This is a genomic window from Flavonifractor sp. An52 (assembly GCF_002159385.1).
In the GTDB taxonomy this organism is placed as follows: domain Bacteria; phylum Bacillota; class Clostridia; order Oscillospirales; family Oscillospiraceae; genus Flavonifractor; species Flavonifractor avicola.
The window spans coordinates 12,384-35,715 of sequence record NZ_NFIB01000017.1 but is presented as its reverse complement, the minus strand read 5'-3'; the positions used below and the strand labels follow the sequence as shown (position 1 = coordinate 35,715).

The following is a 23,332-nucleotide window of genomic DNA, read 5'->3' as shown; positions in this document are numbered from 1 at the left end:
TCCCGTTTCTAGTGTTCCGCTTAATTGGGCATCTCTTACTGTTGCATCCTTCGTAGGAGTCCCGCTGCCACTAAAGTTTACCATACACAAAGAATATTCGCTAAGGTCAATCGCTTTGCCCGTTCCATTATAAATTTCTATTGCCTTATTACTTCCACTACCTTCCACATACTCAGAGATAAATAAGTCACTAGCTATTTCCGTCTCACCCTTGGCAAAAACTGCCGTGGGCAGCAAGGACAGGAGCATTACGACGGCTAGCAGCGCGGATAGTATAGGTCTGAACTTATGTCTCATTCGATCATCATCCATCCTTCCTTACACGAGGCCGCGCACCCGCGCAGCCGTTTCTTCTCCCGGATGTGTCCTTCCCTCTCACCTCCATACTGCAGATTTGGCCAAAAAAACCGGACGGAGCGTCCGGCTTTCTCTTCTGTTTCCTGGCCCTTTCCTTCCTTTCTTCCGGGCAGCACCATCTCTCCCCGGTCCGCAGCGGTTGAACCGCTCCGTTTGATACAGTGTTATTTTAACAAAACATTCCTTCGGGTACAAGCCTTTTTTAGTAATATCAGCCTTTACACCGTATTATTTCTGAAAAATTTTTGTGTAATATATGTAACAGCGCCTTTTCTGCTGGTATATTTTTCTTTATCTAGTTGTGTTTCCCATAGCAAAATCCATCCTCTTGGCCGGTATTCTTCTGGCCGTGTTTCTCAAGCTGCACCGCAAAAACGCGGCGCTGCCGGTGGGCAGCGCCGCGTTTTTCACAGGTCATACAGTTGTGAAAAGCTGTCCTTAAGGGCGGGATAGAGCCCAGTATACAGCCGGTAGAAAGGCTCATACCGGGTACTGTCCGCCCCATTGGGAGCGCAGGACTGATCGGGATGAACGATGGCGTCACAGGCGGTAGGCACATCGGGATATACCCCCGCGCACACACCAGCCAGAATAGCCACACCCAGGGCCGGCCCCTCCTGAGCGGCCTTGGCGGTCTGGACAGTGCAGCCCAGCACATCGGCCAGCATCTGCCGCCAGAAGGAACTGCGTCCGCCGCCGCCGCAGGCCATGATATGGTCGGGGGCCACCCCCATCTCCCGCAAAATGTCCAGACACTGGCGCTGGGAGTAGGACACGCCCTCCATCACCGCCCGGATCAAATCTCCCCGGCCATGCATGGCGGACAGGCCGATAAAAGCGCCTCTGGCCTTCTCGTCCAGCAATGGGGACCGCTCACCCATCAGATAGGGCAGGTAGAGCAGCCGGTTGGCCCCAATGGGGGACTGGGAGGCCTCCCGGGTCATGATGTCGTAGGGGTCCACCCCCTCTGCCTCCGCCTGCCGCCGCTCTTCGGCGCAGAACTGGTTGCGGAACCACTGGAGGGACAGACCGGCGGCCAGGGTACAGCTCATGACCGTCCACGCTCCGGGCACGGCGGCGCAGAAGGTATGGACCCGTCCGCCGGGGTCGATGCTCACCTGATCGGCGTGGGCAAATACCACGCCGGAGGTGCCCAGCGTGACAAAGGCGCGCCCCGACCGCACCACGCCGGTGCCCACCGCGGCCGCGGCGTTGTCTCCCGCGCCGCCCGCCACCGGTGTGCCGGGCGCCAGGCCGGTAGCAGCAGAGGCAGCCGCCGTCACCGTGCCGGTCAGATCAACAGATTCATACAGCTTACCCAGCAAGGCCGGGTCGATATCCAGCTTGTCCAGCACCTCCCGGCTCCAGCAGCGGTGTGCCACGTCCAGCAGGTTCATGCCGGAGGCGTCGGATACCTCGGTAGCAAACTCTCCCGTCAGCTTATAGCGCAGGTAGTCCTTGGGCAGCAAGATGTGACGGCACTTGGCGTACAGCTCCGGCTCATGGCGGCGCACCCACAGGATCTTACCGGCGGTAAACCCGGTAAGTGCCGGGTTGGCAGTGAGCTGGATGAGCCGCTCCTTCCCTACCAGTTCTGTGATCTCCTGGCACTCCCGCCCGGTGCGCCCGTCGCACCACAGGATGGAGGGGCGGAGCACCCTTCCCTCCCCATCCAGCATCACCAAACCGTGCATCTGGCCGGACAGGCCCACGCCCTTTACTTCACTGGGTGAGACACCGCTCTGGTCCAGTACACCCCGGATGGTCTCGCAGGCAGCCTGCCACCAGGCTTCCGGATCCTGCTCTGCCCAGCCATTATGGGGCTGGTCCAGCGGATAGGTGGCGGTGCAGGAGGCCACGGTGCGGCCTGTCTCGTCAAACAGGGCGGTCTTGGTGCCGGAGGTGCCCAAGTCCACGCCCATCAGATATGCCATAGTTCTTCTCCTTTCCCATGTAAAAGGGGCGCGCCTTCGGCGCGCCCCTCCGCGCACAAGCGCTCAGCGGAACATGACGTTGTTGACAATGGTCTCCAGATACTCCTGCCGGCCGCTGGGCACGTCGATCTTCTCCAGGCCCATGGCGTAGTCAGACAGGGACTCCAGGGTGGCGGTGCCGTCCACGATGGTCTTGCCCACGCCGCTGCGGTAGCTGGCATACCGGTCCTCCACGAACTGGTCCAGCCGACCGTCGGCCTGGAGGGCCAGAGCCTTCCGCAGGCCCAGGGCGAAGGAGTCCATACCGGCGATGTAGGCCAGCAGGATGTCCTCCAGGGTGTTGGAGGGACGGCGGGTCTTGGCGTCGAAGTTCAGGCCGCCGTTAGTAAAGCCGCCTGCCTTCAGCACCTCCATCATGCAGTAAGTGGTGTTGTACACGTCGGTGGGGAACTGGTCGGTATCCCAGCCCAGGAACAGGTCGCCCTGGTTGGCGTCGATGGAGCCAAAGGAATCGTTGACAATGGCGGTGCGCAGCTCATGCTGGAAGGTGTGGCCCGCCAGGGTGGCGTGGTTGGCTTCAATGTTCATCTTGAAGTCGCCGGTGAGGCCGTACTTCCGCAGGAAGTTCATGCAGGTAGCCACATCGAAGTCGTACTGATGCTTGGTGGGCTCCTTGGGCTTGGGCTCGATGTAGAAGTCGCCCGTAAAACCGTGGGCACGGCCATAGTCCCGGGCCATGGTGAGGAAGCGGGCCAGATTATCCAGCTCCAGCCCCATGTCGGTGTTGAGCAGGGTCTCATAGCCTTCACGGCCACCCCAGAACACATAGCCGGTGGCCCCCAGCTCGATGGCGGCGTCGATACAGGCTTTCACCTTGGCAGCGGCCACGGCATACACGTCGGCACAGCAGGAGGTGGCGGCGCCCGCCATGAACTTCTTGTCGCCGAAGTTGTTGGCGGTGACCCACAGACACTTTTTGTTGTGCTTCTCCTGGAGCTCTTTCAGGTAGCCCACCATGACCTTGAAGTTCTCAATGCTCTCCTTGACGGTGGCGCCCTCGGGAGCCACGTCCACATCGTGGAAGCAGTAGTAATCCAGGTCCAGCTTATCCATCAGTCCGAAGGCAAAGTCTGCTTTGGCCCGGAACTTGGCCATAGGATCGCTCTGGCCGAAACTCTTATCCATGGTGCCGCTGCCGAACATATCCACACCCTCGGCACAGATGGTATGCCAGTAGCTCATGGCGAACTTCAGGTGCTCCCGCATGGGCTTGCCCGCCAGCACCTCGTCCGGGTTGTAGTATTTGAAAGCAAAGGGCTCGTTGCTGTCCGGCCCCTCATAGGCAATTTTGTCGATCTCCTCATAGGTTTTCATGGCGATACCCTCCCTTTTTCATTTTGATTATACCGTGCGCGCCTTGCGCAGCTTCTGTGTGATAGCGGGCAGCATCTGCACGGCGATGGCCAGCAGCAGGATGGCGCCCTTAATGGTGTCGTTGATCAGCGGGTTGAGGCCCAGAGCGGTGATGATCTTGTCGATGATGGTGAAGGACATGGAACCAAACACCACGCCCAGGATACGGCCTCTGCCGCCGCTCATGCTGATGCCGCCGATGACCACGCCGGCGATGGAGTACAGCTCATAGTTCTTGCCGCTGGTGGCCGGGTCTACGGAGCCCACGTTAGCCACATAGAGGAAGGATGCGATGCCCATCAGCACACCAGCAATGACAAAGACCAGCACCCGGGTCATGCTTACATTGATACCGGAGAGCTGCGCGGCCCGCTCGTTACTGCCCAGAGCGTATACCCGCTTGCCAAACTTGGTGCTGGTGGACAGGTAGGTCATAATGGCCACTACCACCACCAGGATGAGCACCAGAATGGGGATCTGGAACACCGACTGATTGCCGATGACCCACAGAGGCTGCCACTGGGACAGACCGGCGTCCAGCTGATAGATGGTCCAGTTGTTGCTGTTCATCACCGTCTGAGCGATGGAGCGGTACATCAGCATGGTGGCCAGCGTGACGATAAAGGCGGGCATCTTCACCAGACCGATGAGCACGCCGTTGATGAGACCCAGAATCACGCCCATAAAGACGGCGAACAGGAAGGAAAGGGCGATGTTGTTGGTGTTATTGAACACCATGACGGTGAGGCCGCCCACCAGCGCCAGCTGGGAGCCCACCGACAGATCGATGTCGCCGGTCAGGATGATCAGGCCCATACCCAGGGCAATGATGCCAATCACCGTGGAGTGACGGGGAATATTCATCAGGGTAGTCATGGTGGTGGCGCCGTGGTTGATGATGAGGAATACCACCAGGATGGCCAGGAAGATCAGGATGAAGTTATATTTGTGCCAGATACTTTTGACCAGAGTGGCCGCTTTATTCTTCTCTTTCATGGTCTCACACCTCTTGTCCCTGCTCCGCACGGATGGCGGATGCGTTGGTAGCCAGGAGCATGACCCGCTCCTCAGTGATCTCGCTGCGCTCCAGCACGGCTTGCACGCCGCCGTGGTAGAACACCACGCAGCGGTCGGCCACCTTTTGGATCTCCGGGATCTCCAGGGTATTGACGATGACGGTTTTGCCCGCCTTGGCCAGTTCCTGGATCAGCTTGTAGATCTCGGTCTTGGCGCCCACATCGATGCCCTGGGTGGGATTGTCCAGCAGCAGGATCTCCGCCTCGGTGTTGAGCCACCGGGCCAGGATCACCTTCTGCTGATTGCCGCCGGAGAGGCTGACGATCAGGTCCTCATGGCTCTCCGCCTTGATGTTGAGCATCTGCTTGAGCTTGTTGTACCTGGCCACCTCCCGCTTCACATGGATATGGGGATGACGGCCGCTGAGGGTGTGCTCAGCGCAATATGTATTCTCTAGAAGCGTCATATCAGGAATGACGGAGTTTTCCTTCCGATTGGCGGCCAGCATAGCCACCTTGTCCTTCATGGCCTTATGGATGGTACCGGAGGCTACCGGCTTGCCCCATACCTTCAGCTTGCCGGCAGTAAAGGGAATGGCTCCAAAGACAGCCTGCATCAATTCGCTGCTGCCGGCGCCTTTCAGGCCGGTAAAGCCCAGCACTTCGCCTTTGTGGACGGACAGGGTCACGTCGTGGAAGCCCTTGCCGGTCAGTCCTTCCAGCTCCAGGATGGGTTCACCCAGCTTGCGGGCCTCATAAACCTCCTGGTTTACATAGCCCTCACCCACCATCTGCCGGGTCACTTCCTCCGGCGTGATGTCGGCGATGCGTCCGGAGGAGATGAAGGAGCCGTTGCGCAGGATGGTATAGCGGTCGGCGATCTCAAAAATCTCCGGCATCTTGTGGGAAATGAAGATAAAGGATCTTCCCTCCCCTTTCAGCCGGCGCACGATGCCGAAGAGATGTTCGATCTCCTCGGTGTTCAGAGCCGTGGTAGGCTCATCCAGGATAAACAGCTTAGCCTCGGCGTGGAGGGCCTTGGCGATCTCCAGCAGCTGCTTGCGGCTGGTGTCCAGGCTGCCCACCATATCGGTGGGGTTGATGTCCACGCCCAGCCGGTTGAACAGTTCCTGGGACTGGCGGATCATCTCTCTTTTATTCAGGTGACGGAACCTGCCCAAAATCTCCTTGTTCAAAAACAGATTCTCGTAGACGGTCAGGTCGTTGATGACGTTCAGTTCCTGGTGGACGAAGGCGATCCCTGCCTCGTCCGCCGATTTGACTGTGATGGAATCCATCTGCTTCCCGCAGAACTCCACGGTGCCTCCGTCCCGCTGGTGGACGCCGCCCAGGATGTTCATCAGGGTGGACTTGCCGGCGCCGTTTTCGCCCAGCAGTGCGTGTACCTCCCCCTCCTCCACGTCGAAGCTGACCTTATCCAGCACGGTGACGCCGAAGAAGCGTTTGGTAATATCGGTCATCTGTAATATTTTCATGGTCAGGCACCCTCTTTAAGGAACGGCGGTCCCCACAGGCGGCACAGCGCCCGCGGGGACCGCCGCTCGGTCTGGTTTAGAAGCCCTCGTAATCGGCCACGTTGGTGGAGTCGACTACGTCGACGGTGATGGTATGATCCTTTTCCACGGTCTCGCCGTTGAGATGGCTGATCATGTCATCCACGGCATTCTGGATCATCTTGGGAGGATAGGTAACGGAGAACAGGTCGAAGTTGGCCACGATGTCGGGATAGGCGGTGTTGGCGTGGGTGCCGGACAGGACCTCGTACATCTCGCCCAGGCCGGAGGAGGAGCCGATGGAGTTGATGGCCTCCAGGAAAGCGTCCTTCTTGGCCTGCTCGATCTCGGTGCCGCTCAGAGCTTCCAGGATGCCCATGCCGATCTCGTCGTCGTGGGTGAAGATGTAGTGATACTCGCCCAGCTCCTCAACGGTCTTGCTGTTGATCCAGTCGATGAACAGCTGCTTGCCGGTGGAACGGCTCCAGCCGGTGGCGGCGGAGTACTCGATGGTGGCCAGCTGCTCCTCGGTCCAGCCGTTGGCAGCCAGGGTCTCGGTGAAGCCCTTGTTGCGCATCTCGGGCACGGAGGAGGTGTCGCCGATCATGACATACAGCTTGTCGCCGGGCTGCAGGCCGTCGGCGATGAAGCGCTCGGCGGTGGCCTTGCCGATACCCTCGTTATCGCCCTTCACGTTGGCAACTACCTTCTCCTGCACCACGGGGTTGTCGATGATGCGGTCCACCATGATGAAGGGGATGTCGGTGGCGGCGATGTTGTTCATGGAGGATTCCATGGTGTTGTCATAGGGCAGGATCACGATGCCGGCAGGGGGGGTAGCGGCGGCCAGAAGGTCGTCGATCTGCTCCTGCTGGTTCTTGGCGTCGGTAGCGGCCTGTACGATCACATTGTAGTTGCCCTCGGCGTTGACTTCCTCAGCCTTCTGCTGCGCGTAGGTCAGCACAGCGCCGGTCCAGCCGTGGTCGGCGTTGGGAACCAGGACGTAGATGTCGCCGCCGGAAGCGGTCTGGCCGCCGGTCTGGGTCTCACCGCCGCCGCTGGGGGTCTCGCTGCTGCCGCCGGAACCGCCGCCGCCGCAGGCGACCAGGCTCAGGGACATGACGATGGCAAGAATGAGCGCAAGATACTTTTTCATGTTCATTGTCCTCCTTGTCAATTTATTTTCCGCAGCTTCTGCTGCAAAAAATGCCCTATGTTGGTTACAGCTCCACCCAGGCGGCGTCCTTCTCGGCGCTCTCCACCACTGCGTGGACAAACTTCACGCCGTCCACACCGGCGTCCACCATGGTAATGGAGTCGGTGGAGTAAGGCCGGCCCGCCTTCTTTTCGATGAGGGCGGTGACATAGTCCCGGTAGATGTTGGCGAAGGCCACATACAGGCCCTCGGGATGGCCCACAGGCAGACGGCTGTAGCCGCCGGCGGGCTGGTCGATGCCGTTGCCGCCCCGGGTAAGTACCTGCATGGCCTGACCCTTGGGGGTGTAATACAGATAGTCGGGCTGCTCCTGACGCCACTCCAGAGCACCCTGGTCGCCGAAGACCCGGACCACCAGGCCGTTGTAGTGGCCGGCAGCGATCTGGGAGCACCAGTAGGCGCCGTTGACGCCGTTGTCGTACTCCACCAGGATGTTGGCGTTCAGGTCCAGAGCGTGGCCGTACTTATTGGTGGTGGCGGCCAGGCGCTTGATCTTCAGACCGGTGACGTAGTTCACATAGGCCTCGATGTGGGTACCGATGTCGCCCACGCAGTTGGAAATGCCGGAGAATTTGGGGTCCTTCCGCCAGACGGACAGGTTCTCCTTGGCTCCCTCCTGGGGCTCCAGCTCGTTGATGAGCCAGTCCTGCACATACTCGGCGTTGACGGCGGCGATCTTGCCGATCTTGCCGGCGGCGATCATGTCCTTCATAACCCGGCTCATGGTGTAGCCGGGATAGGTATAGGTCACGGCAAAGAGCAGATCCTTCTCCTTGGCCAGGGCCTCCAGCTCCTCCGCCTGAGCCACCTCGAAGCACAGGGGCTTCTCACACACCACGTTGATGCCCGCCAGCAGGAACTCCTTGGCGATCTCATAGTGGAGGAAGTTGGGGGTGCAGATGGAGACGAAGTCGATGCCGTCCTCCCGGGCGGCCTCCGCCTTTGCCATCTCCTTGTAGTCGGCATACATCCGGCCGGGATCGATGCCGTAGGCCTTGGCAGTATCCTCGTTCTCCGACGGGATGTTGGAGAAGCAGCCGCACACCAACTCCGCCCGGGGATCAAAGGCGATGGCCTTGCGATGCACCTCGCCGATGAAGGCGTACACGCTGCCGCCCACCATACCGTATCTCAGTTCTTTTGCCATGCTTTCAGACCTGCCTTTCCTCAGCCATTGGAGATGGCGTCGTCAAACTTGATATCAGACTTCTTGAAGTCCACCTTGCGGACAAAGGCGGCGGCCTCGGTGGCGCCGTCGATGCGGTCCATACCGCTGTCCTCCCACTCCACCGACAGGGGACCGTCGTAGCCCATGTCGTTGAGCACCCGGATAATCTCCTCGAAGTTCACGTCGCCGTGGCCCAGGGAGCGGAAGTTCCAGCCCCGGCGCAGATCACCGAAGTCGATATGGGAGCCCAGCAGACCGCTGCGGCCGTCCAGAGTGACGGCGGCGTCCTTCATGTGGACGTGGTAGATGCGGTCCCGGAAGTCGGACAGGAACAGGTGGGGCTTGATGCCCTGCCAGATCAGGTGGCTGGGATCGAAGTTGATGCCGAACTCCAGCCGGTCGGAGAACTTCTCCAGCAGGCGCTTGGTGGAGTAGTAGTCAAAAGCGATCTCACCGGGATGGACCTCCAGCGCAAACTTCACATCGTTCTTCTTGAACTCGTTGAGGATGGGGGTCCACAGCTCCACGATCTTGTTGTAGCCGTCCTCGATCATCTCCTCGGTGGTCTGGGGGAAGGAGTAGAGGTAGCGCCAGATGGGGGAGCCGGTAAAGCCGGTGATGATCTTGATACCCATCTTGTTGGCCACCACGGCGGCCTTCTTCATGGTATCGATGCCCCACTGGCGGATGGCGTCGGGCTGATCGGCCAGAGCGGCGGGCGCAAAGTTATTCAGCCGGGGATCGGGCGCGTCGCCCACACACTGGCCGATGATGTGGGTAGCCAGGGCCTTGCAGATCAGGTTGTGCTTCTTCAGGGTCTCCTGCACCCAGGGGATGTAGCTCTCGTCTTCCAGGGCCCGGTCCAGATCCAGATTGCTGCCCCAGCAGGCGATCTCCAGGCCGTCATAGCCCATCTTCTCCGCCAGCGCACATAATTCGTCCAGAGGCAGGTCCGCCCACTGACAGGTACACAGAGTAACAGGTCGCTTGCCCATAGCTGGTTCCTCCTTTTCCTTATCACCGTTACGCTATCGTAAATCCGTTTTATAAAATAGATTTACTAAAGTTCTTGCCATTAGATTACACTCTCAAATATGAAAAGTCAATCCCCTTTTTGACATTTCTCCCAATTGCCGAAAAGATTGTATAAAGTGCTATGTGCCATTTGCCAAAAAGGGACGCCCGGCAGCACTGCTGCCGGGCGTCCCTTTTTTCTTATTTCATTAAAAGGAATCCAAGAAGCGGTTCACATCGTGCAGGGCCGTGCCCACACAGGCGCTGTGAGATTTGAACCGGTCCAAAGTCAGAAATGCGCCATCCTCGTCAAAGAGGGTCTTTTGGCATACCTCCTGCCGGATCAGATCCAGCTGGTCCTCCAGATAGGCCGCCAGCATTCCGCCCAACACAATATCACAGTCCATGCCCATCCGAATGATGGCCAGGCCGTCGGTCAGGTGATGGCGATATTGCTCCCAGGTCAGGGCAATCTGGTAGTTGCCGCACTTCAGCATGGAGAAAAACTCCTCCAGGGTAATGCCCAGATCATCGCTGAGCCGGGATGTGGAGCAGTAGGCTTCCAGGCAGCCCCGCTTGCCGCACCGGCAGGGTCTGCCGTCAGGCACAATGCAGATATGGCCGAATTCGCCGCTGCGGCCGTTGTCCCCGACATAGGGCTTGTTCCCCATCAGGATGGCGCCGCCCACGCCGCGCTCCAGAGAGAGATAAATCAAATTTCTGCTCTCGCTTCTTGCCCAGCTCTCCGCATATCCGCTGGCATTGGCGTCGTTTTCTACACGAACTGCATAGGAAAAGGCCCCTGTGATTTCAGCCAGAGGGATATCCCGCAGTTCCAGCGTGGGGGCAAACACCAGCCGCTCCCGCTCGGCATCCACAATGCCCGGAACGGTGATCCCCACGCCCAGCAGCCTTTTTCGATCCAGCCCCAGCGCGTCCAGGAAGTGCTCCAGCAGCTGGGCCACCTCCTGATAGTAGCGGGGACCATGATTGAATTTCTTATAGATCTTTTGGTATCCCAACTCCTGAGCCCGGATGTTGATGGCCACCAGCCGCACCGCGTCATCCATAATGGAGATGCCCACGGAAAACCGTGCGTCCGCCACCAGGGAGATGGTTCTGGGCTTCCGCCCGCCTGTGGAGGCCTGGGTACCGGAATAGGACAGCAGGCCCTCCTCCAGAAAATCGTTCAGATTACCGGATACCGTAGGCAAACTCAGCCCCAGGGCCCCGGCAATCTCCTGCTTGGTCACCGGCTCCCCATTTTGATAAATATATTGATAGATTCTTCGCCGATTGGTTTGTTTCAGGGCCGCAGACGTCAACGCTTTTTGCATACGCCACCCCTTCTTTTATAAAAGTATTTTCTATTACTATCAACCTATCATATTCTGGTCTAAAATGCAAGGGGCACCTGAAAGAATTTTTCAGCTTGTGAAGGAAAGGACACCTCCTCCTGCTTTCCCCAGCCGCCGGCTCTATTAACTATTTAGTTAATATCTTCTTGACTTCCCGTTCGAGATGCGCTATAGTCTTATTAGACAAATAGTTAATGGGGGTGTGGTATGGAACGCAGTGTATCTCTTTCTCACAGCGAGTGGCTCATCATGCAGGAGATCTGGAAACGAGGGACCGCTACCTTTCGGGAGATCTGTGACGGTGTTGCGGCCCAGAACTGGAGCAAGCCGGCGGTAGCCGCCTTCCTGAAGCGTATGGAGAAGAAAGGGGCCATCTCCTGTGAAGAGGCCAAGCCGGTAAAGCTCTACCGGCCACTGATTCAGAAGAAAGCAGCGGTACAGGAGGAGACCCGGCAGATTTTGGACCGGGTATACGGTGGGGACGTGGCCCTGCTGGCCCAGTCCCTGGTGAGCTCGGAGGCGCTGGACAGCGCAGAGGTAGAAGAGCTGATCACGCTTTTGCGGAAAGGCAGGGAAGGCTCATGACGCAGCTGCTGCAAATGACCGTACAGGGGACTTTACTCATCGCCGTGCTACTGCTCCTGCGCGCACTCTTCCGCAGGCGCATCTCCCCTGTGATCCTCTACGCCCTGTGGCTGCTGCCTGCCGCCCGACTGCTGATTCCAGGCAGCGTGGAGAGTGCCTTTTCCCTGCAAAACTTTGTTCCTGCCTCGGCGGGGCAAGGGATGGCAACCGTACTTGGGCAGGGATCAGCCCAAGTACCCCAGCTGTCCCAGGCACAGACCACTGCCCCACCTGCTGCGGCAGACCTTGCACAACAGGCTGCCATACCCAGTGGTGCTGCTCTGGACGTAGGGACTCTACTTACAGTCAGTATGTATTATGATGGCGGTCAGGAGGACACGCTGTCCTGTGTCTTTGTCACCGGCGACGGCAGAACCTGGGCAGCCATCACCAGCGGCGGACCGCTCCAGCCGGACCGATCCCAAACATAAAAGGGCCCCCGGAACAATGTTCCGGGGGCCCAAACGTTTGGCGTTGGATTAGTACATACCGCCCATGTCGGGGGCAGCGGGAGCAGCGGGAGCGGCCTCCTTCTTGTCGGCCCTCCCCACGGAATCCGCAATTCCGCGGGGACCCCCATTTTATCTGCTGGGGCGGAATGAATCCGCCCGGCATCAAGGTTTTGCCTCCGGCAAAACGCTTGTACTGGTGTCCGACAAGAAAGGGCCCCCGGAACAATGTTCCGGGGGCCCCAATGTTTGGCGTTGGATTAGTACATACCGCCCATGTCGGGGGCAGCGGGAGCAGCGGGAGCGGGCTCCTTCTTATCGGCCACCAGAGACTCAGTGGTCAGCAGAGTGGCAGCGATGGAAGCAGCGTTCTCCAGAGCGGAACGGGTCACCTTGGTGGGATCCACAATACCGGCGGAGATCATGTCCACATAGGTCTCGTTGTAGGCGTCGAAGCCATAGCCGGTCTTGTCGGCCTTCTTCACGTTCTCCAGCACCACGGAGCCGTCGATGCCGGCGTTGGTGGCGATCTGGCGCATGGGCTCGGTCAGAGCCTTGGCGATGATGCGGACACCGGTCTTCTCGTCGCCCTCGGTCTCATTCAGCAGCTTCTCCACAGCGGAGACAGCGTTCACATAAGCGGTGCCGCCGCCGGCCACAATGCCTTCCTCAACAGCGGCGCGGGTGGCGTTCAGAGCGTCCTCGATGCGGAGCTTCTTCTCCTTCATCTCCACCTCGGTGGCAGCGCCCACGCGGATGATGGCCACGCCGCCGGCCATCTTGGCCAGACGCTCCTGGAGCTTCTCACGGTCATAGTCGGAAGTGGTGGTCTCAATCTGGCTGCGGATCTGGTTGGTGCGGTTCTTGATGGCCTCGGAGGAGCCGGCGCCGTCCACGATGATGGTGTTCTCCTTGGAGACCTTCACCTGGCGGGCCTTGCCCAGCATATCCATGGTGGCTTCCTTCAGCTCATAGCCCATGTCGGCAGTGATGACGGTACCGCCAGTCAGAACGGCGATATCCTCCAGCATCTCCTTGCGGCGGTCGCCGAAGCCGGGGGCCTTGACGCACACCACGTTCAGGGTGCCGCGCAGCTTGTTGACGATGAGGGTGGACAGAGCCTCGCCCTCCACGTCCTCGGCGATGACCAGCAGCTTCTTGCCGGACTGCACCACCTGCTCCAGGATGGGCAGCAGCTCCTGAATGTTGGAGATCTTCTTATCGGTGATGAGGATGAGGGCGTCGTCCAGAACGGCCTCCATCTTCTCGGTGTCGGTGACCATATAGGGGGTGATATAGCCGCGGTCGAACTGCATACCTTCCACGACCTCGCTGTAGGTCTCAGCGGTCTTGGACTCCTCAACGGTGATAACGCCGTCGTTGGAAACCTTCTCCATGGCCTCGGCAATCAGCTTGCCCACGGTCTCGTCGCCGGAAGACACGGTGCCCACGCGGGCAATGTCGTCGGAGCCATTGACCTTCTTGGAGTTGGCCTTGATGGCCTCCACGGCGGTGGCGGTAGCCTTGGCGATGCCCTTCTTCATGACCATGGGGTTGGCACCGGCGGCCAGGTTCTTCAGGCCCTCACGGATGATGGCCTGGGCCAGCAGGGTGGCGGTGGTGGTGCCGTCGCCGGCCACGTCGTTGGTCTTGGTGGAAACTTCCTTCACCAGCTGAGCGCCCATGTTCTCAAAGGGATCGTCCAGCTCGATCTCCTTAGCGATGGTCACACCGTCGTTGGTGATCAGGGGAGCGCCGAACTTCTTGTCCAGCACCACGTTGCGGCCCTTGGGGCCCATGGTGATCTTAACGGTATCGGCCAGCTGATTGACGCCGCGCTCCAGAGCGTGACGGGCTTCCTCACCGTAGCAAATGATCTTAGCCATAATGAATTACCTCCATGCAAATTCCGCCTGAGCGGAATTAAAATCAAAATTTGTCCGGAGCAGGACACGCGCCTGCGCAGGACACCTATGCTTGCTCCGCCACCGGCGGGCAACCGCCTTTGTGTACAAAGGCGAGGGGGGTATCGAAACCGCTGTGCCGCCTGCGGCGCGGCGGTTTCGTATCTAGGGGGGATGCAATCCCCCCTGGACGTTCTTTACTCCACGATAGCCAGGATATCGGACTGACGAACGATGGTGTACTCCTCGCCGTCGATCTTCACCTCAGTACCGGCATACTTGCTGGTGATGACCTTGTCGCCCACCTTCACGGTCATGGTGACTTCCTTGCCGTCCACCAGGCCGCCGGGGCCCACCTCGATGACCTGAGCCACTTCGGGCTTCTCCTTGGCAGAACCAGTCAGGATGATGCCGCTCTTGGTCTTTTCTTCGGCCTCGACCAGCTTGATGACCACACGGTCGGCGAGAGGCTTGAGTTTCATAATAGGTTCCTCCTTATATGATTCATTTTCTTATTAACCAATCCAATATGTTAGCACTCATTTTGCGCGAGTGCTAACCACGTGTATGATAATACCTCTCTCCGCGCAAAAAATCAACCCCCTTTTTTGAAAAAAGGGGGTCGGTTTTGGAAAAATTCAAGTTTTGTTCACAAACTCACAGCAGGAGTGCTAATCCACACTCTCACATCTGACTCCAGTAATGCTTGGAACGCTCCAATTCCTGGGTAATCCTGATCTCCTTATTCTTTTCGTCCAGGTCCATGCCCTGCCCCACCGTGCGGCAGGCTTTGCTGTTGATGGCGCACACAAAGACAGTGACCGCCACAAAAATCGCATAGAGCAGCCACGCCAGCAGACTCGTACGCAGGGCAGTCAAAAATGGGACCAGAAGGACGCAGGGAAGATAGAGGGCGCTCAAAATAATCATGGTCCACTTGACGATTCTGTACATAATATCCTCCTTTTGAACGGATAGGCCTATATTTGTACATCTCTATTTTACCATACACGCTTTCTCTTTACAAGCTCGCGCCCCCTGCCATGTGGCCCCGGCGGGATAGAAAAACTGCACCTTCTGCTCGGACAGTCGGATGGACAGGTCGGTCCCCTCCACCAGTTCGCCGTCCACATTGACCGCGGTGAGCCGGTCGCACCGCACATTCATAGTCCGGCCCCGGCGCAGAATGGCCTGCGGGATGTCCCCGATCTCCCCCCGGGCAAATTTTTTGATGAGTGCCAGGACCGTAAAACGGGACACTGCCGGGATCACGATGAAGTCCAGCATCCCGTCGTCGGGCATAGCCGTGGGACTTGGATTGAAACCGCCGCCGTAGTACCGGCCATTGCAGGCGCACAACAGGGTGAACCGGTCGCCGGGCATAGGTTCGCCATCGATTGACACCTGATAGGGCAGGTGAATCCCCCGGATGATGGTGCGCAGGGCGGACATCTGATAGGCCGCCGTGCCGCTGACCAGGGGCAGCTTTTTAAAATCGGCGGCCCCAAACCCAATGCGGGCGTCAAACCCTACCGAACACACATTCAGGGAGTATCGCCCGTTGCATTCAATCAGGTCCATGGCGGTCTGCGGCCCATCCAGCAGCTGCTCCAGCTGCCAGAACCGGGCGGCATCCTGGCCGAATATGCGCAGAAAGTCATTGCCCGAACCCATGGGGCAGTGGGTCACCGCCACATGGGCCTGTCCCGCGGCTCCGTTGACCACCTCATTGAGGGTACCGTCTCCGCCGCAGGCATACACCCGCAGCTCGTCCCCCTGACGGGCGGCTTCCTCTACCAGCGATACGGCGTGGCCCGGTCCCTCTGTCCGCACCGCCGACCATTCCTCCCGGCGGCCGGCCATAATGTGGCGTATCTTCTCCAGCATCTCCTGGCTGCGGTCAAACTTCCCCGCATGGGGGTTCATTATGAACAGGTGCCGCACAGGCACCCTCCTCTCTCTTTCAATCTGCTCCAACTCACGCGGCAAAAGCGCTGGGATTAAAGGTCCCCCAGAGAGTCAGCCGCTGCTCCGCCCGTGCCATACGGGCCACGATGGCCGCCGCCTCCGCCCGGGTCACCGTTCCCTTGGGGTTGAAGGTCAGCTTGCTGTCCACACCGGTAAGCACACCCTTGGCATAGAGGCTGTAAATGGCGTCCGCGCCAGGATCGCCCGGCTTGACGTCGGGCACGGAGACCTTGATCCTGGACAGATCGTTGATGTTCTTCATGTGCTTGGCCTGGCTGGTGTCCGCAAAGATCTGGGCGATCTCCCGCCGGGTAGCCGGGCGCAGGTAGTCCTTCTGGCTGAAGGTGCCGCTCTGAATGATGCCGCTGGCCAGACAGTAGTTCACCGCGCCGGAGTACCAGTAGGGTCCGGTGGAACTGCTGGTATGGAAGCTGTCATCTTTATAGCGGCTCTCCATGGTGGCGGCCAGCTTGAGCACCTCAGCCACCGTCAGGGTCTGCTCCGGCGCATACCGGTTGCCGCCCACACCGGAGGTCAGCCCCACATTGTAGGCGATGTCCACCCATACCGCAAACCAGTCCCTGGGAGACACATCGCTGAAATCGGGCAGCTTGCCACGGGTCAGAGAAAACCGGGCGGAGGGCACCCCCTTCTCCACCAGGATTCGGGGCAGCTCAAAGACCGGGATCTTGGTGACCTCTCCATCGCGGGTCAAGGTAAGGACCCGGGTCCCTCCCTGCTCCGTGATGGTGGCACTGTCATAGATCAGATCGTAAAGCAGATTGGTGGTTCCCCCCTGTCCGTCGGAGAAAGGCAGGATACTGGCCACACCCCAGCGGGTGCCCTTCTGCACCACATAGAGGCCGCAGTCCAGAGGCAGCAGCGTGCCGTACTCCGGCTGGATCAGGTAGGTACCGTCCGGCCGGATCACACCCAGCTTACCGTCCAGATTGACGGCAGCCAACCCCAGAGAAAAGGATACCACACTGTTGTATTTCAGGGGGATGACTACCCGCTTCTGCGCGTCCACAAAGCCCCACTTGCCGTTATACTCACACTGGGCCAGTCCCTCGCTGTAGCCCCATACCACGGCTCCCTCGGGTGCGGCCAGAGCCTGTCCCCCCAGCAGAAGGCAGAGGGCCAGCAGCAAACAGGGCAATCGCAGCATCCGCTTCTTTTTCATATCCTACCTCCGTCTGTCAAGGCCGTACTGGAACAGGTCGCATTTCAGCATACCGTTATACAGCTTCCGTTTCTTGTCCGCCGTCCGGCCAAAGGTCCGCTCAAACTCGGTATGGGAGGAGAGTACGCTCACCTTCCACCCCTCCGGCAGGGTGCGCACTGCCTTGCCGAAGGCCCGGTACAGATCCTCCGCCTCCCGCTTCTCCAGGATGCGCTCACCGTAGGGGGGATTGGTGACCACCCGGCCCACGGGGGCATCCCGGTGGAATTTGGTGGCGTCGGCCACCTCAAAGCGAACCACATCCTCCACGTCAGCCTTTACCGCATTGTCCCGGGCAATGGCTACCGCCTTGGGGTCGATGTCCCCGCCCCAGATGTCGTAGTCGCCATGGAACTCCTTGTCCATGGCCTCGTCGGCGGCCTGGAGCCACAGCCCGCTGTCCAGCCACTTCCACCGCTGGGCAGAGAAGGCCCGGTTCAGTCCGGGGGCCCGATTCTTGGCGATGAGAGCGGCCTCAATGGCGATGGTGCCCGAGCCGCAGAAGGGATCGCAGAAGGGGTCCTTTCCCCGGTAGCGGGAGAGGAGCACCATAGCGGCGGCCAGGGTCTCCCGCAGGGGGGCAGCCACACCCACCGCCCGGTAGCCCCGCTTGTGGAGCCCCGCCCCGGTGGTATCCAGCATCAGGGTAACCTCATCGTGCATCAGAGAGAACTGGACCTGATAGAGGGCGCCGGTCTCCGGCAGGGTATCCAGGCCGTACTTCTGCCCCAGCCGGGCGGCCAGAGCCTTTTTCAGCACAGACTGGATGGCAGGCAGGGCATGGAGCTGGGAGTTAAGGGAATAGCCCTTCACCGGGAAGGCCCCCTCCCGAGGGATAAAGTTCTCCCAGGGCAGGGCTTTGGCCCCTTCAAACAGGGCCTCAAAGTCGGCAGCATGGTACCGCCCCACCACCAGCAGCACCCGCTCGCCGGTACGCAGGTTCAGATTCACCCGGGGGATGTCCGCCGGCCGGGCCTTGCAGCCCACCCGGCCGTTCTCTGCCTTCACCTCCGGCAGGCCCAGCCGGCGCAGCTCCTCGGCACACAGGCCCTCCAGACCAAACAACGTGGGGATCAGCAATTCCAGTTCTTTCATGTCAGGCTCCTTGTCACAGCAATCGTTTGGTCCAGTATACCCTATTTCGCTCCGCTTGGCAAACTGTAACGGAATGTCACTTCCCTTTTTTATGGAACTATGTTAGGATAAGCGTAAGAAAGGAGGTCCGTCTATGCCCATACCCAGTATTTGCTGGCTGGTGGCGCTGGTGGTCCTGGCCGTTCTGGAGGGAGTGACTGTAACTCTGGTCTCCCTGTGGTTCGCGCTGGGCGCACTGGCCGCACTGATCACGTCCTTTTTCGTGGATAATATCTGGATTCAGTTTGCGGTATTCCTGGTGGTCTCTCTGGTCACCCTATTGGTGATCCGTCCCCTGGCCCAGCGCTATGTGACCCCCAAGCAGGTGGCCACCAACGCCGACCGGGCGGTGGGCGCCGAAGGTGTGGTCACCCAGGCCATCGATAACCGGGCCGCCAAGGGACAGGTCACGGTGAGCGGCGCCGTCTGGACCGCACGTTCCGAGTCGGAAGAGCCCATTCCTGAAGGTACTCCCGTGCGGGTCCTTCGGATCGAAGGGGTTAAGCTGATTGTCACAAGTGTGAAGCAAGCCTGAACACCCATCGAGTGTTTAAAAAGGAGGAGTGGAGTATGCCCAATATCCCCATTATTCCCATTATCATCATCATTCTGGCTGTGCTCATTATCCTGCTGCTGGCCGCCAACCTGAAAATCGTCCAGCAGTCCAAGGCCTATGTCATTGAGCGTATGGGCGCCTTCCACTCCGTGTGGGGCGTGGGCGTCCACTTCAAGCTGCCCTTCGTGGAACGGGTTGCCAAGGTAGTCTCCCTCAAGGAGCAGGTGGTGGATTTTGCCCCTCAGCCCGTTATCACCAAGGACAACGTCACCATGCAGATTGACACGGTGCTCTACTTCCAGATCACCGACGCCAAGCTGTATACCTACGGCGTGGAGCACCCCATGAGCGCCATTGAGAACCTGACCGCCACCACCCTGCGCAACATCATCGGTGAGCTGGAGCTGGACCAATCCCTCACCAGCCGCGACATCATCAACTCCAAGATGCGCTCCATTCTGGACGAGGCTACCGACCCCTGGGGCATCAAGGTCAACCGGGTGGAGCTGAAGAACATTATCCCGCCCAGAGAGATCCAGGACGCCATGGAGAAGCAGATGAAGGCCGAGCGAGAGCGCCGGGAATCCATCCTCCAGGCCGAAGGCCAGAAGCAGAGCCAGATCCTGGTGGCTGAGGGCGAGAAGCAGTCGCTCATCCTCCGGGCCGACGCCGCCAAGCAGGCCGCCATCATGAAGGCCGAGGGCGAGGCCGAGGCCATCCTGAAGGTGCAGCAGGCCACCGCTGAGGCCCTGAAGCTCCTCAACGAGGCCAGCCCCACCGACCAGGTGCTGAAGATCAAGGCCCTGGAGGCCTTCCAGGCCGCCGCCAACGGCCAGGCCACCAAGCTCATCATCCCCTCGGAGATCCAGGGACTGGCAGGCCTGTGTGCCTCCGCCAAGGCGGTGTTCGAGTCCTCCGCCGACGACCCCAAGAAGTCTTAAGATCCCCCGCCATTCCAACGGCGCGCCGCGAAACTGCGGCGCGCCGCTTTTTGTTGTTTTAAATTTTATGCCATTCCATCACATTTGCCTTGACAACTATCCTTGTCAGTGCTATGCTTGTTTTGACAAGAATACTTGTCATTTTGACGTGGATATTTGTCAACCGGAGGTGTGACCATGCCGCTTTACAACCGGCTCAAGGAATACCGGGCCAGACTGGGGGTCAATCAGCAGGAGATGGGCCGCCTGGCGGGGGTATCCCGCCAGACCATCAGCCAGATTGAGCGGGGAGACTATTCCCCCTCCGTAACCCTGGCTCTCAAGCTGGCCAAACTCTGCGGGGTGACCGTGGAGGACATTTTTACCTATCAGGAGGATGAGCACGATGAATGACACGGTGAAGCGGGACAATCGCAGGTCCTTCCCTCTCTTTTTGCTGGTAATTCTGTTGTCCGCCGTTCTGGGCGCTGCTGCGGGCTTTTTTAGCGCCATGGCGGCGGACCGGGGGACACTGGACGTGATCTGGACTGGGTTGGACCGGCTGATGGAGGTCATTACCCCCTGGGCCATCCCGGTGTGCAGCGCCGTGCTGCTGATCCCTGGCTTTGGCCTGTACCGCGCCGCCAAAAAGGGATATGCCGCCTGGGACCAGGAGTCGGATGATGCCTACCAGAGGATGGAGGATCAGCTGAGTTATGCCCTGCTGTTGAGCAGTCTGGTGGTACTGACCAATCTGTTTTTCCTGGCGGCGGGTTTTCTCTACGCCGATATTCTGACCAATGCCCTGTGCTTTCTGGCATCCATGGGTCTCATGATGGTCCTCCAGCAGAAGGTGGTGGATCAGACCCGTCGGATGAATCCCGAGAAAAAGGGCAGCGTCTACGACATGAACTTCCAGAAAAAGTGGCTGGAAAGCTGCGACGAACTGGAGCAGGCCCAGATCGGGCAGGCCTCCTTCCGCGCCTTCAAAGCTGCCAACGGAGCCTGTGCCGCCCTCTGGCTGGTGCTGATGCTTCTGAGTCTGGTGGCCGACATCGGCCTGCTGCCCATCCTGGTGGCAGTGCTGGTGTGGGGGGTGCTTCAGGTGTCCTACACCCTTGGATGTATCCGCCTTAGCCACCGCGGTTCCAGATAAGCAACAAAACGGGACGCCCGCAGGCGTCCCGTTCTTTTTTAGTCGCACCAGGTAATGTTGTCGTTTTTCCGATCCGGAGCGGTTGGATGCTCCCCGGCGGCATAGCCCAGGGCTACACCGATCAGGGGCTCGTAGCCCTCCGGCAGGCCCAGTCTGGCACGCAGAGCCGGGTCGCTGAAGGCAATCACGGGACCCATGAGGAAGCAGGAGCCCAGCCCCAGCTCGGTGGCGGCCAGCATCATATTCTCCGCCGCGCAGGACACATTGGCCATGTTGAAGCCCTTCTCGTCATTTCCGCCCGGGGCGGAGAGCACCACCAGGGCCGCCGCGCCATAGAGGGGATGGAAGCCCTCCTGGGCGGCCAGATCCTCCAGGAAAGGCACACCGGAGTGGGCCATCCCCTCCACCGCCGCGGTGTCCACGGCACTGATCTGCTCCGGCCCCACAAACACACTCATATGGAACTGCCCGAAGATGGGCGCCTGATTGCCCGTGCGGAGCACCGCCTCCAGCTTCTCCCGCTCTACGGGCCGGGCCTCATAGGCGCGGATACTCCGGCGGGTCTCGATCGCCTGCTGTACATTCATTGAGAAATACCCCTTTCTTTTTTCGTGCTTGTGGCTATAATTATAAATATCGTCTAAAAATGCGCAAGTACGCAATTTTTCTTTACTCAGTAAGAAAAAACTTAGTGAGGAGGGGTATTGATGGAGGGCTGTCCCGTCAAATTCGCCCTGGGACTGGTCAGCGGAAAGTGGAAGCTACGCATCCTCTGGGAGCTGAACCAACAGGAGATCATCCGTTTTAACGAGCTTCAGCGCAGGCTTTCCGGCATTTCCAGCGTCATGCTCTCCAAATCCCTGGAGGAGCTGGAGCAGTGCAAGCTGGTCCACCGGGAGCAGTACCCGGAAATTCCGCCTAAGGTGGAGTATTCTTTAACCGAGCTGGGCCGTTCCATTGACCCCGCCCTCCGGGCGCTGGGAGAATGGGGAACGCACGCCTACGAGGAAATCGATGCCAACTAAATGCAAAAGAACCCCCGGAACCAGTGGTTCCGGGGGTTCTTTTGTAAAGAATATAATGGGTTATTTCTTTCTGGTAGGCGGGGGAACCACCGGCGAGTCGTGCTCGAAGGCGTCGAAGTAGTCCTCGTTCTGCAGCTCCGGTTTGCGGTGCCGCACCGCCTCGGTGATGATGGGATAGAGCACGATGGCCAGCAGGCCGCCGGAAAAGCCGTTGTTGTAGAGGTTAAAGCCTTCTACCGGGGTACCGGCCCGCAACACCACCGAGGAGTGGAGAAATCCGGCCACGATGCCGAAGGGCCAGCCAAAATACCCCGAGATGGGGGCCAGGGTGGTACCAAAGAGCAGAGCCAGCTGCACACCGCTGTCGTTGATGTGCCAGTGCATACAAAAGCTGCCCAGCACCACGCCCAGCATAATGGGGATGATATTGCGGGCGTGCTTGCCGAAAGCGGAGAAGCCCATGATGGTAAAGATGCCGCCCATAGTGGGACCGTTTAAATCGCCGCCGGTGGCCAGGATGAAGGTCATACCGATCAGTCCGTTAACACCTACGTTGATCAAAGTAGGGGCAGCGCCAAACATACGCAGGTAGTCACTGGGGGCCCGGCCAGTGGTGAGCAGCAGCCGGCGGTAGCCGGCCCAGGCTGCCCAGATAGGACGTCCGCTGAAAAACAAGCCCATAATGATGAGGAGCAGGCACAGGCTGCCCAGGCAGATTCCCAGCTGCAGATTGTAGCCGGTGGCCCAATGGTGCGCCACGTTGGGATCAGCCCCCAGGGAGGTCATTACCGGCACCAGAATGGTAGCCAGCAGGCCGCAGGCGAAGCCCATGTTGTACAGGTTCATACCGTTCTGGATCTTGTATGTATAGGCGGACAGAGGGGGCAGCACAAAGCCGATGATGGCGCCGATGAGAATAGCCCACCAGATGTTGCCCCAGCCGTTGTCCAAGGCCACATAGCTGACCACCGGCGACAGGGAGGTGGCCAGCAGGGACACCGAGGCATATTTGCCGAAGTCCTCCCGGCGGACCTTGGCGTACAGGAAGGTGCCGAAGATAATGGGCCAAATGTTGGCGATATTCTTGCCGAACAGGGCAAAGCCCGCCATCAGGCCGATCTCCACCAGGGTATAGCCGTTAAGGGGGTCCTTACTCAAATGGAGGATGCCCAGGCTGATGAGGGTGACCAGGGCGGCGTTGACAAAGGCTGCCCCAATGCCCGCGATCTTCACATAGTCGGTGATGAGGGCATCTTCCGTCTGTATGATCTTCCACAGGCCGGGCAGAATCCGGGTGGGATCACCCAGGATCAGCCCGATGGCAATCAGATAGGCAGCAAAGCAGATGGCAGCAGGGTAAATCTTGTGGTAGCGCATATGGTGT

The 23,332-nt window shown here is 59.3% G+C and carries 23 protein-coding genes; 7 read left to right on the top strand and 16 right to left on the bottom strand.

Going from position 1 to position 23,332, the window contains the following annotated elements; translation table 11 throughout:
* Positions 1 to 764 precede the first annotated feature (764 nt).
* The 8 genes from xylB to B5G06_RS08220 form a co-directional block, all read right to left on the bottom strand.
* The gene (gene xylB / locus B5G06_RS08255) at positions 765 to 2,291 is read right to left on the bottom strand and encodes a xylulokinase (protein ID WP_087188604.1); all 1,527 of its coding nucleotides are present in this window, start codon (positions 2,289 to 2,291) and stop codon (positions 765 to 767) included.
* 63 nt (positions 2,292 to 2,354) lie between these two features.
* Complete coding sequence (gene xylA / locus B5G06_RS08250) at positions 2,355 to 3,665, bottom strand: xylose isomerase (protein WP_087188603.1); 1,311 nt, start codon at positions 3,663 to 3,665, stop codon at positions 2,355 to 2,357.
* Between the two features lie 27 nt (positions 3,666 to 3,692).
* The gene (locus tag B5G06_RS08245; protein WP_087188602.1) at positions 3,693 to 4,700 is read right to left on the bottom strand and encodes an ABC transporter permease; all 1,008 of its coding nucleotides are present in this window, start codon (positions 4,698 to 4,700) and stop codon (positions 3,693 to 3,695) included.
* A gap of 4 nt (positions 4,701 to 4,704) precedes the next feature.
* On the bottom strand, positions 4,705 to 6,216 hold the full coding sequence (locus tag B5G06_RS08240) for a sugar ABC transporter ATP-binding protein (protein ID WP_087188601.1): 1,512 nt from the start codon (positions 6,214 to 6,216) through the stop codon (positions 4,705 to 4,707).
* A gap of 76 nt (positions 6,217 to 6,292) precedes the next feature.
* The gene (locus B5G06_RS08235) at positions 6,293 to 7,390 is read right to left on the bottom strand and encodes a substrate-binding domain-containing protein (RefSeq protein WP_158094676.1); all 1,098 of its coding nucleotides are present in this window, start codon (positions 7,388 to 7,390) and stop codon (positions 6,293 to 6,295) included.
* Between the two features lie 64 nt (positions 7,391 to 7,454).
* Complete coding sequence (locus B5G06_RS08230; RefSeq protein ID WP_087188599.1) at positions 7,455 to 8,597, bottom strand: Gfo/Idh/MocA family protein; 1,143 nt, start codon at positions 8,595 to 8,597, stop codon at positions 7,455 to 7,457.
* 20 nt (positions 8,598 to 8,617) lie between these two features.
* On the bottom strand, positions 8,618 to 9,613 hold the full coding sequence (locus B5G06_RS08225; RefSeq protein WP_087188598.1) for a sugar phosphate isomerase/epimerase family protein: 996 nt from the start codon (positions 9,611 to 9,613) through the stop codon (positions 8,618 to 8,620).
* A gap of 228 nt (positions 9,614 to 9,841) precedes the next feature.
* A complete protein-coding gene (locus B5G06_RS08220) occupies positions 9,842 to 10,969 on the bottom strand; it encodes an ROK family transcriptional regulator (protein ID WP_087188597.1) in 1,128 nt (375 codons plus the stop codon).
* 228 nt (positions 10,970 to 11,197) lie between these two features.
* Here B5G06_RS08220 and B5G06_RS08215 point away from each other — a divergent pair, with 228 nt between their 5' ends.
* Both B5G06_RS08215 and B5G06_RS08210 read left to right on the top strand, forming a co-directional pair.
* Complete coding sequence (locus tag B5G06_RS08215; protein WP_087188596.1) at positions 11,198 to 11,575, top strand: BlaI/MecI/CopY family transcriptional regulator; 378 nt, start codon at positions 11,198 to 11,200, stop codon at positions 11,573 to 11,575.
* Entirely contained in the window at positions 11,572 to 12,045 is a 474-nt protein-coding gene (locus B5G06_RS08210) for a M56 family metallopeptidase (protein WP_087188595.1), read from the top strand. The genes B5G06_RS08215 and B5G06_RS08210 overlap by 4 nt, the downstream gene beginning before the upstream one ends.
* Before the next feature lie 278 nt (positions 12,046 to 12,323).
* Here B5G06_RS08210 and groL read toward each other — a convergent pair whose 3' ends face one another.
* From groL to B5G06_RS08180, 6 genes are all read right to left on the bottom strand, one after another.
* Positions 12,324 to 13,949, bottom strand: a complete 1,626-nt coding sequence (groL, locus tag B5G06_RS08205) for a chaperonin GroEL (RefSeq protein WP_087188594.1) — start codon at positions 13,947 to 13,949, stop codon at positions 12,324 to 12,326.
* Between the two features lie 215 nt (positions 13,950 to 14,164).
* Positions 14,165 to 14,449, bottom strand: a complete 285-nt coding sequence (locus B5G06_RS08200) for a co-chaperone GroES (RefSeq protein WP_087188593.1) — start codon at positions 14,447 to 14,449, stop codon at positions 14,165 to 14,167.
* 202 nt (positions 14,450 to 14,651) lie between these two features.
* Positions 14,652 to 14,921 (bottom strand): hypothetical protein, encoded by a 270-nt coding sequence (locus B5G06_RS08195; protein WP_087188592.1) that lies wholly within the window; start codon positions 14,919 to 14,921, stop codon positions 14,652 to 14,654.
* 42 nt (positions 14,922 to 14,963) lie between these two features.
* On the bottom strand, positions 14,964 to 15,911 hold the full coding sequence (locus tag B5G06_RS08190) for a diacylglycerol/lipid kinase family protein (protein ID WP_242955405.1): 948 nt from the start codon (positions 15,909 to 15,911) through the stop codon (positions 14,964 to 14,966).
* Positions 15,912 to 15,945: 34 nt separating this feature from the next.
* Positions 15,946 to 17,118: a WG repeat-containing protein gene (locus B5G06_RS08185; protein WP_087188590.1), complete on the bottom strand. Its 1,173-nt coding sequence runs from the start codon at positions 17,116 to 17,118 to the stop codon at positions 15,946 to 15,948.
* Positions 17,119 to 17,121: 3 nt separating this feature from the next.
* Positions 17,122 to 18,252: a THUMP domain-containing class I SAM-dependent RNA methyltransferase gene (locus B5G06_RS08180; protein ID WP_087188589.1), complete on the bottom strand. Its 1,131-nt coding sequence runs from the start codon at positions 18,250 to 18,252 to the stop codon at positions 17,122 to 17,124.
* Positions 18,253 to 18,385: 133 nt separating this feature from the next.
* Here B5G06_RS08180 and B5G06_RS08175 point away from each other — a divergent pair, with 133 nt between their 5' ends.
* From B5G06_RS08175 to B5G06_RS08160, 4 genes are all read left to right on the top strand, one after another.
* Positions 18,386 to 18,826, top strand: coding sequence for an NfeD family protein (locus B5G06_RS08175; protein ID WP_087188588.1), 441 nt, complete (start codon positions 18,386 to 18,388; stop codon positions 18,824 to 18,826).
* A 35-nt stretch (positions 18,827 to 18,861) separates the two neighbouring features.
* Positions 18,862 to 19,788: an SPFH domain-containing protein gene (locus tag B5G06_RS08170; RefSeq protein ID WP_204220770.1), complete on the top strand. Its 927-nt coding sequence runs from the start codon at positions 18,862 to 18,864 to the stop codon at positions 19,786 to 19,788.
* 177 nt (positions 19,789 to 19,965) lie between these two features.
* Positions 19,966 to 20,181 carry a helix-turn-helix transcriptional regulator gene (locus tag B5G06_RS08165; protein ID WP_087188587.1) on the top strand — a complete coding sequence of 72 codons (216 nt, stop codon included), beginning with the start codon at positions 19,966 to 19,968 and terminating at the stop codon, positions 20,179 to 20,181.
* Positions 20,174 to 20,923 (top strand): DUF3169 family protein, encoded by a 750-nt coding sequence (locus tag B5G06_RS08160; RefSeq protein ID WP_158094675.1) that lies wholly within the window; start codon positions 20,174 to 20,176, stop codon positions 20,921 to 20,923. Before B5G06_RS08165 ends, B5G06_RS08160 begins: the two co-directional genes overlap by 8 nt.
* Before the next feature lie 38 nt (positions 20,924 to 20,961).
* Here B5G06_RS08160 and B5G06_RS08155 read toward each other — a convergent pair whose 3' ends face one another.
* Entirely contained in the window at positions 20,962 to 21,510 is a 549-nt protein-coding gene (locus tag B5G06_RS08155) for a nitroreductase family protein (RefSeq protein WP_087188585.1), read from the bottom strand.
* A 120-nt stretch (positions 21,511 to 21,630) separates the two neighbouring features.
* Here B5G06_RS08155 and B5G06_RS08150 point away from each other — a divergent pair, with 120 nt between their 5' ends.
* Positions 21,631 to 21,948 (top strand): winged helix-turn-helix transcriptional regulator, encoded by a 318-nt coding sequence (locus tag B5G06_RS08150; protein WP_087188584.1) that lies wholly within the window; start codon positions 21,631 to 21,633, stop codon positions 21,946 to 21,948.
* Positions 21,949 to 22,008: 60 nt separating this feature from the next.
* Here the strand turns inward: B5G06_RS08150 and B5G06_RS08145 are convergent, their stop codons facing one another.
* A complete protein-coding gene (locus B5G06_RS08145) occupies positions 22,009 to 23,325 on the bottom strand; it encodes a DUF1576 domain-containing protein (protein WP_087188583.1) in 1,317 nt (438 codons plus the stop codon).
* Between the last annotated feature and the right edge of the window lie 7 nt (positions 23,326 to 23,332).

Bases quoted from the DNA above. Each gene is read 5' to 3' on its own strand.
- xylB (WP_087188604.1), bottom strand. From the start codon at position 2,291: ATGGCATATCTGATGGGCGTGGACTTGGGCACCTCCGGCACCAAGACC.
- xylA (WP_087188603.1), bottom strand. From the start codon at position 3,665: ATGAAAACCTATGAGGAGATCGACAAAATTGCCTATGAGGGGCCGGAC.
- B5G06_RS08245 (WP_087188602.1), bottom strand. From the start codon at position 4,700: ATGAAAGAGAAGAATAAAGCGGCCACTCTGGTCAAAAGTATCTGGCAC.
- B5G06_RS08240 (WP_087188601.1), bottom strand. From the start codon at position 6,216: ATGAAAATATTACAGATGACCGATATTACCAAACGCTTCTTCGGCGTC.
- B5G06_RS08235 (WP_158094676.1), bottom strand. From the start codon at position 7,390: ATGAAAAAGTATCTTGCGCTCATTCTTGCCATCGTCATGTCCCTGAGC.
- B5G06_RS08230 (WP_087188599.1), bottom strand. From the start codon at position 8,597: ATGGCAAAAGAACTGAGATACGGTATGGTGGGCGGCAGCGTGTACGCC.
- B5G06_RS08225 (WP_087188598.1), bottom strand. From the start codon at position 9,613: ATGGGCAAGCGACCTGTTACTCTGTGTACCTGTCAGTGGGCGGACCTG.
- B5G06_RS08220 (WP_087188597.1), bottom strand. From the start codon at position 10,969: ATGCAAAAAGCGTTGACGTCTGCGGCCCTGAAACAAACCAATCGGCGA.
- B5G06_RS08215 (WP_087188596.1), top strand. From the start codon at position 11,198: ATGGAACGCAGTGTATCTCTTTCTCACAGCGAGTGGCTCATCATGCAG.
- B5G06_RS08210 (WP_087188595.1), top strand. From the start codon at position 11,572: ATGACGCAGCTGCTGCAAATGACCGTACAGGGGACTTTACTCATCGCC.
- groL (WP_087188594.1), bottom strand. From the start codon at position 13,949: ATGGCTAAGATCATTTGCTACGGTGAGGAAGCCCGTCACGCTCTGGAG.
- B5G06_RS08200 (WP_087188593.1), bottom strand. From the start codon at position 14,449: ATGAAACTCAAGCCTCTCGCCGACCGTGTGGTCATCAAGCTGGTCGAG.
- B5G06_RS08195 (WP_087188592.1), bottom strand. From the start codon at position 14,921: ATGTACAGAATCGTCAAGTGGACCATGATTATTTTGAGCGCCCTCTAT.
- B5G06_RS08185 (WP_087188590.1), bottom strand. From the start codon at position 17,118: ATGAAAAAGAAGCGGATGCTGCGATTGCCCTGTTTGCTGCTGGCCCTC.
- B5G06_RS08180 (WP_087188589.1), bottom strand. From the start codon at position 18,252: ATGAAAGAACTGGAATTGCTGATCCCCACGTTGTTTGGTCTGGAGGGC.
- B5G06_RS08175 (WP_087188588.1), top strand. From the start codon at position 18,386: ATGCCCATACCCAGTATTTGCTGGCTGGTGGCGCTGGTGGTCCTGGCC.
- B5G06_RS08170 (WP_204220770.1), top strand. From the start codon at position 18,862: ATGCCCAATATCCCCATTATTCCCATTATCATCATCATTCTGGCTGTG.
- B5G06_RS08165 (WP_087188587.1), top strand. From the start codon at position 19,966: ATGCCGCTTTACAACCGGCTCAAGGAATACCGGGCCAGACTGGGGGTC.
- B5G06_RS08160 (WP_158094675.1), top strand. From the start codon at position 20,174: ATGAATGACACGGTGAAGCGGGACAATCGCAGGTCCTTCCCTCTCTTT.
- B5G06_RS08155 (WP_087188585.1), bottom strand. From the start codon at position 21,510: ATGAATGTACAGCAGGCGATCGAGACCCGCCGGAGTATCCGCGCCTAT.
- B5G06_RS08150 (WP_087188584.1), top strand. From the start codon at position 21,631: ATGGAGGGCTGTCCCGTCAAATTCGCCCTGGGACTGGTCAGCGGAAAG.
- B5G06_RS08145 (WP_087188583.1), bottom strand. From the start codon at position 23,325: ATGCGCTACCACAAGATTTACCCTGCTGCCATCTGCTTTGCTGCCTAT.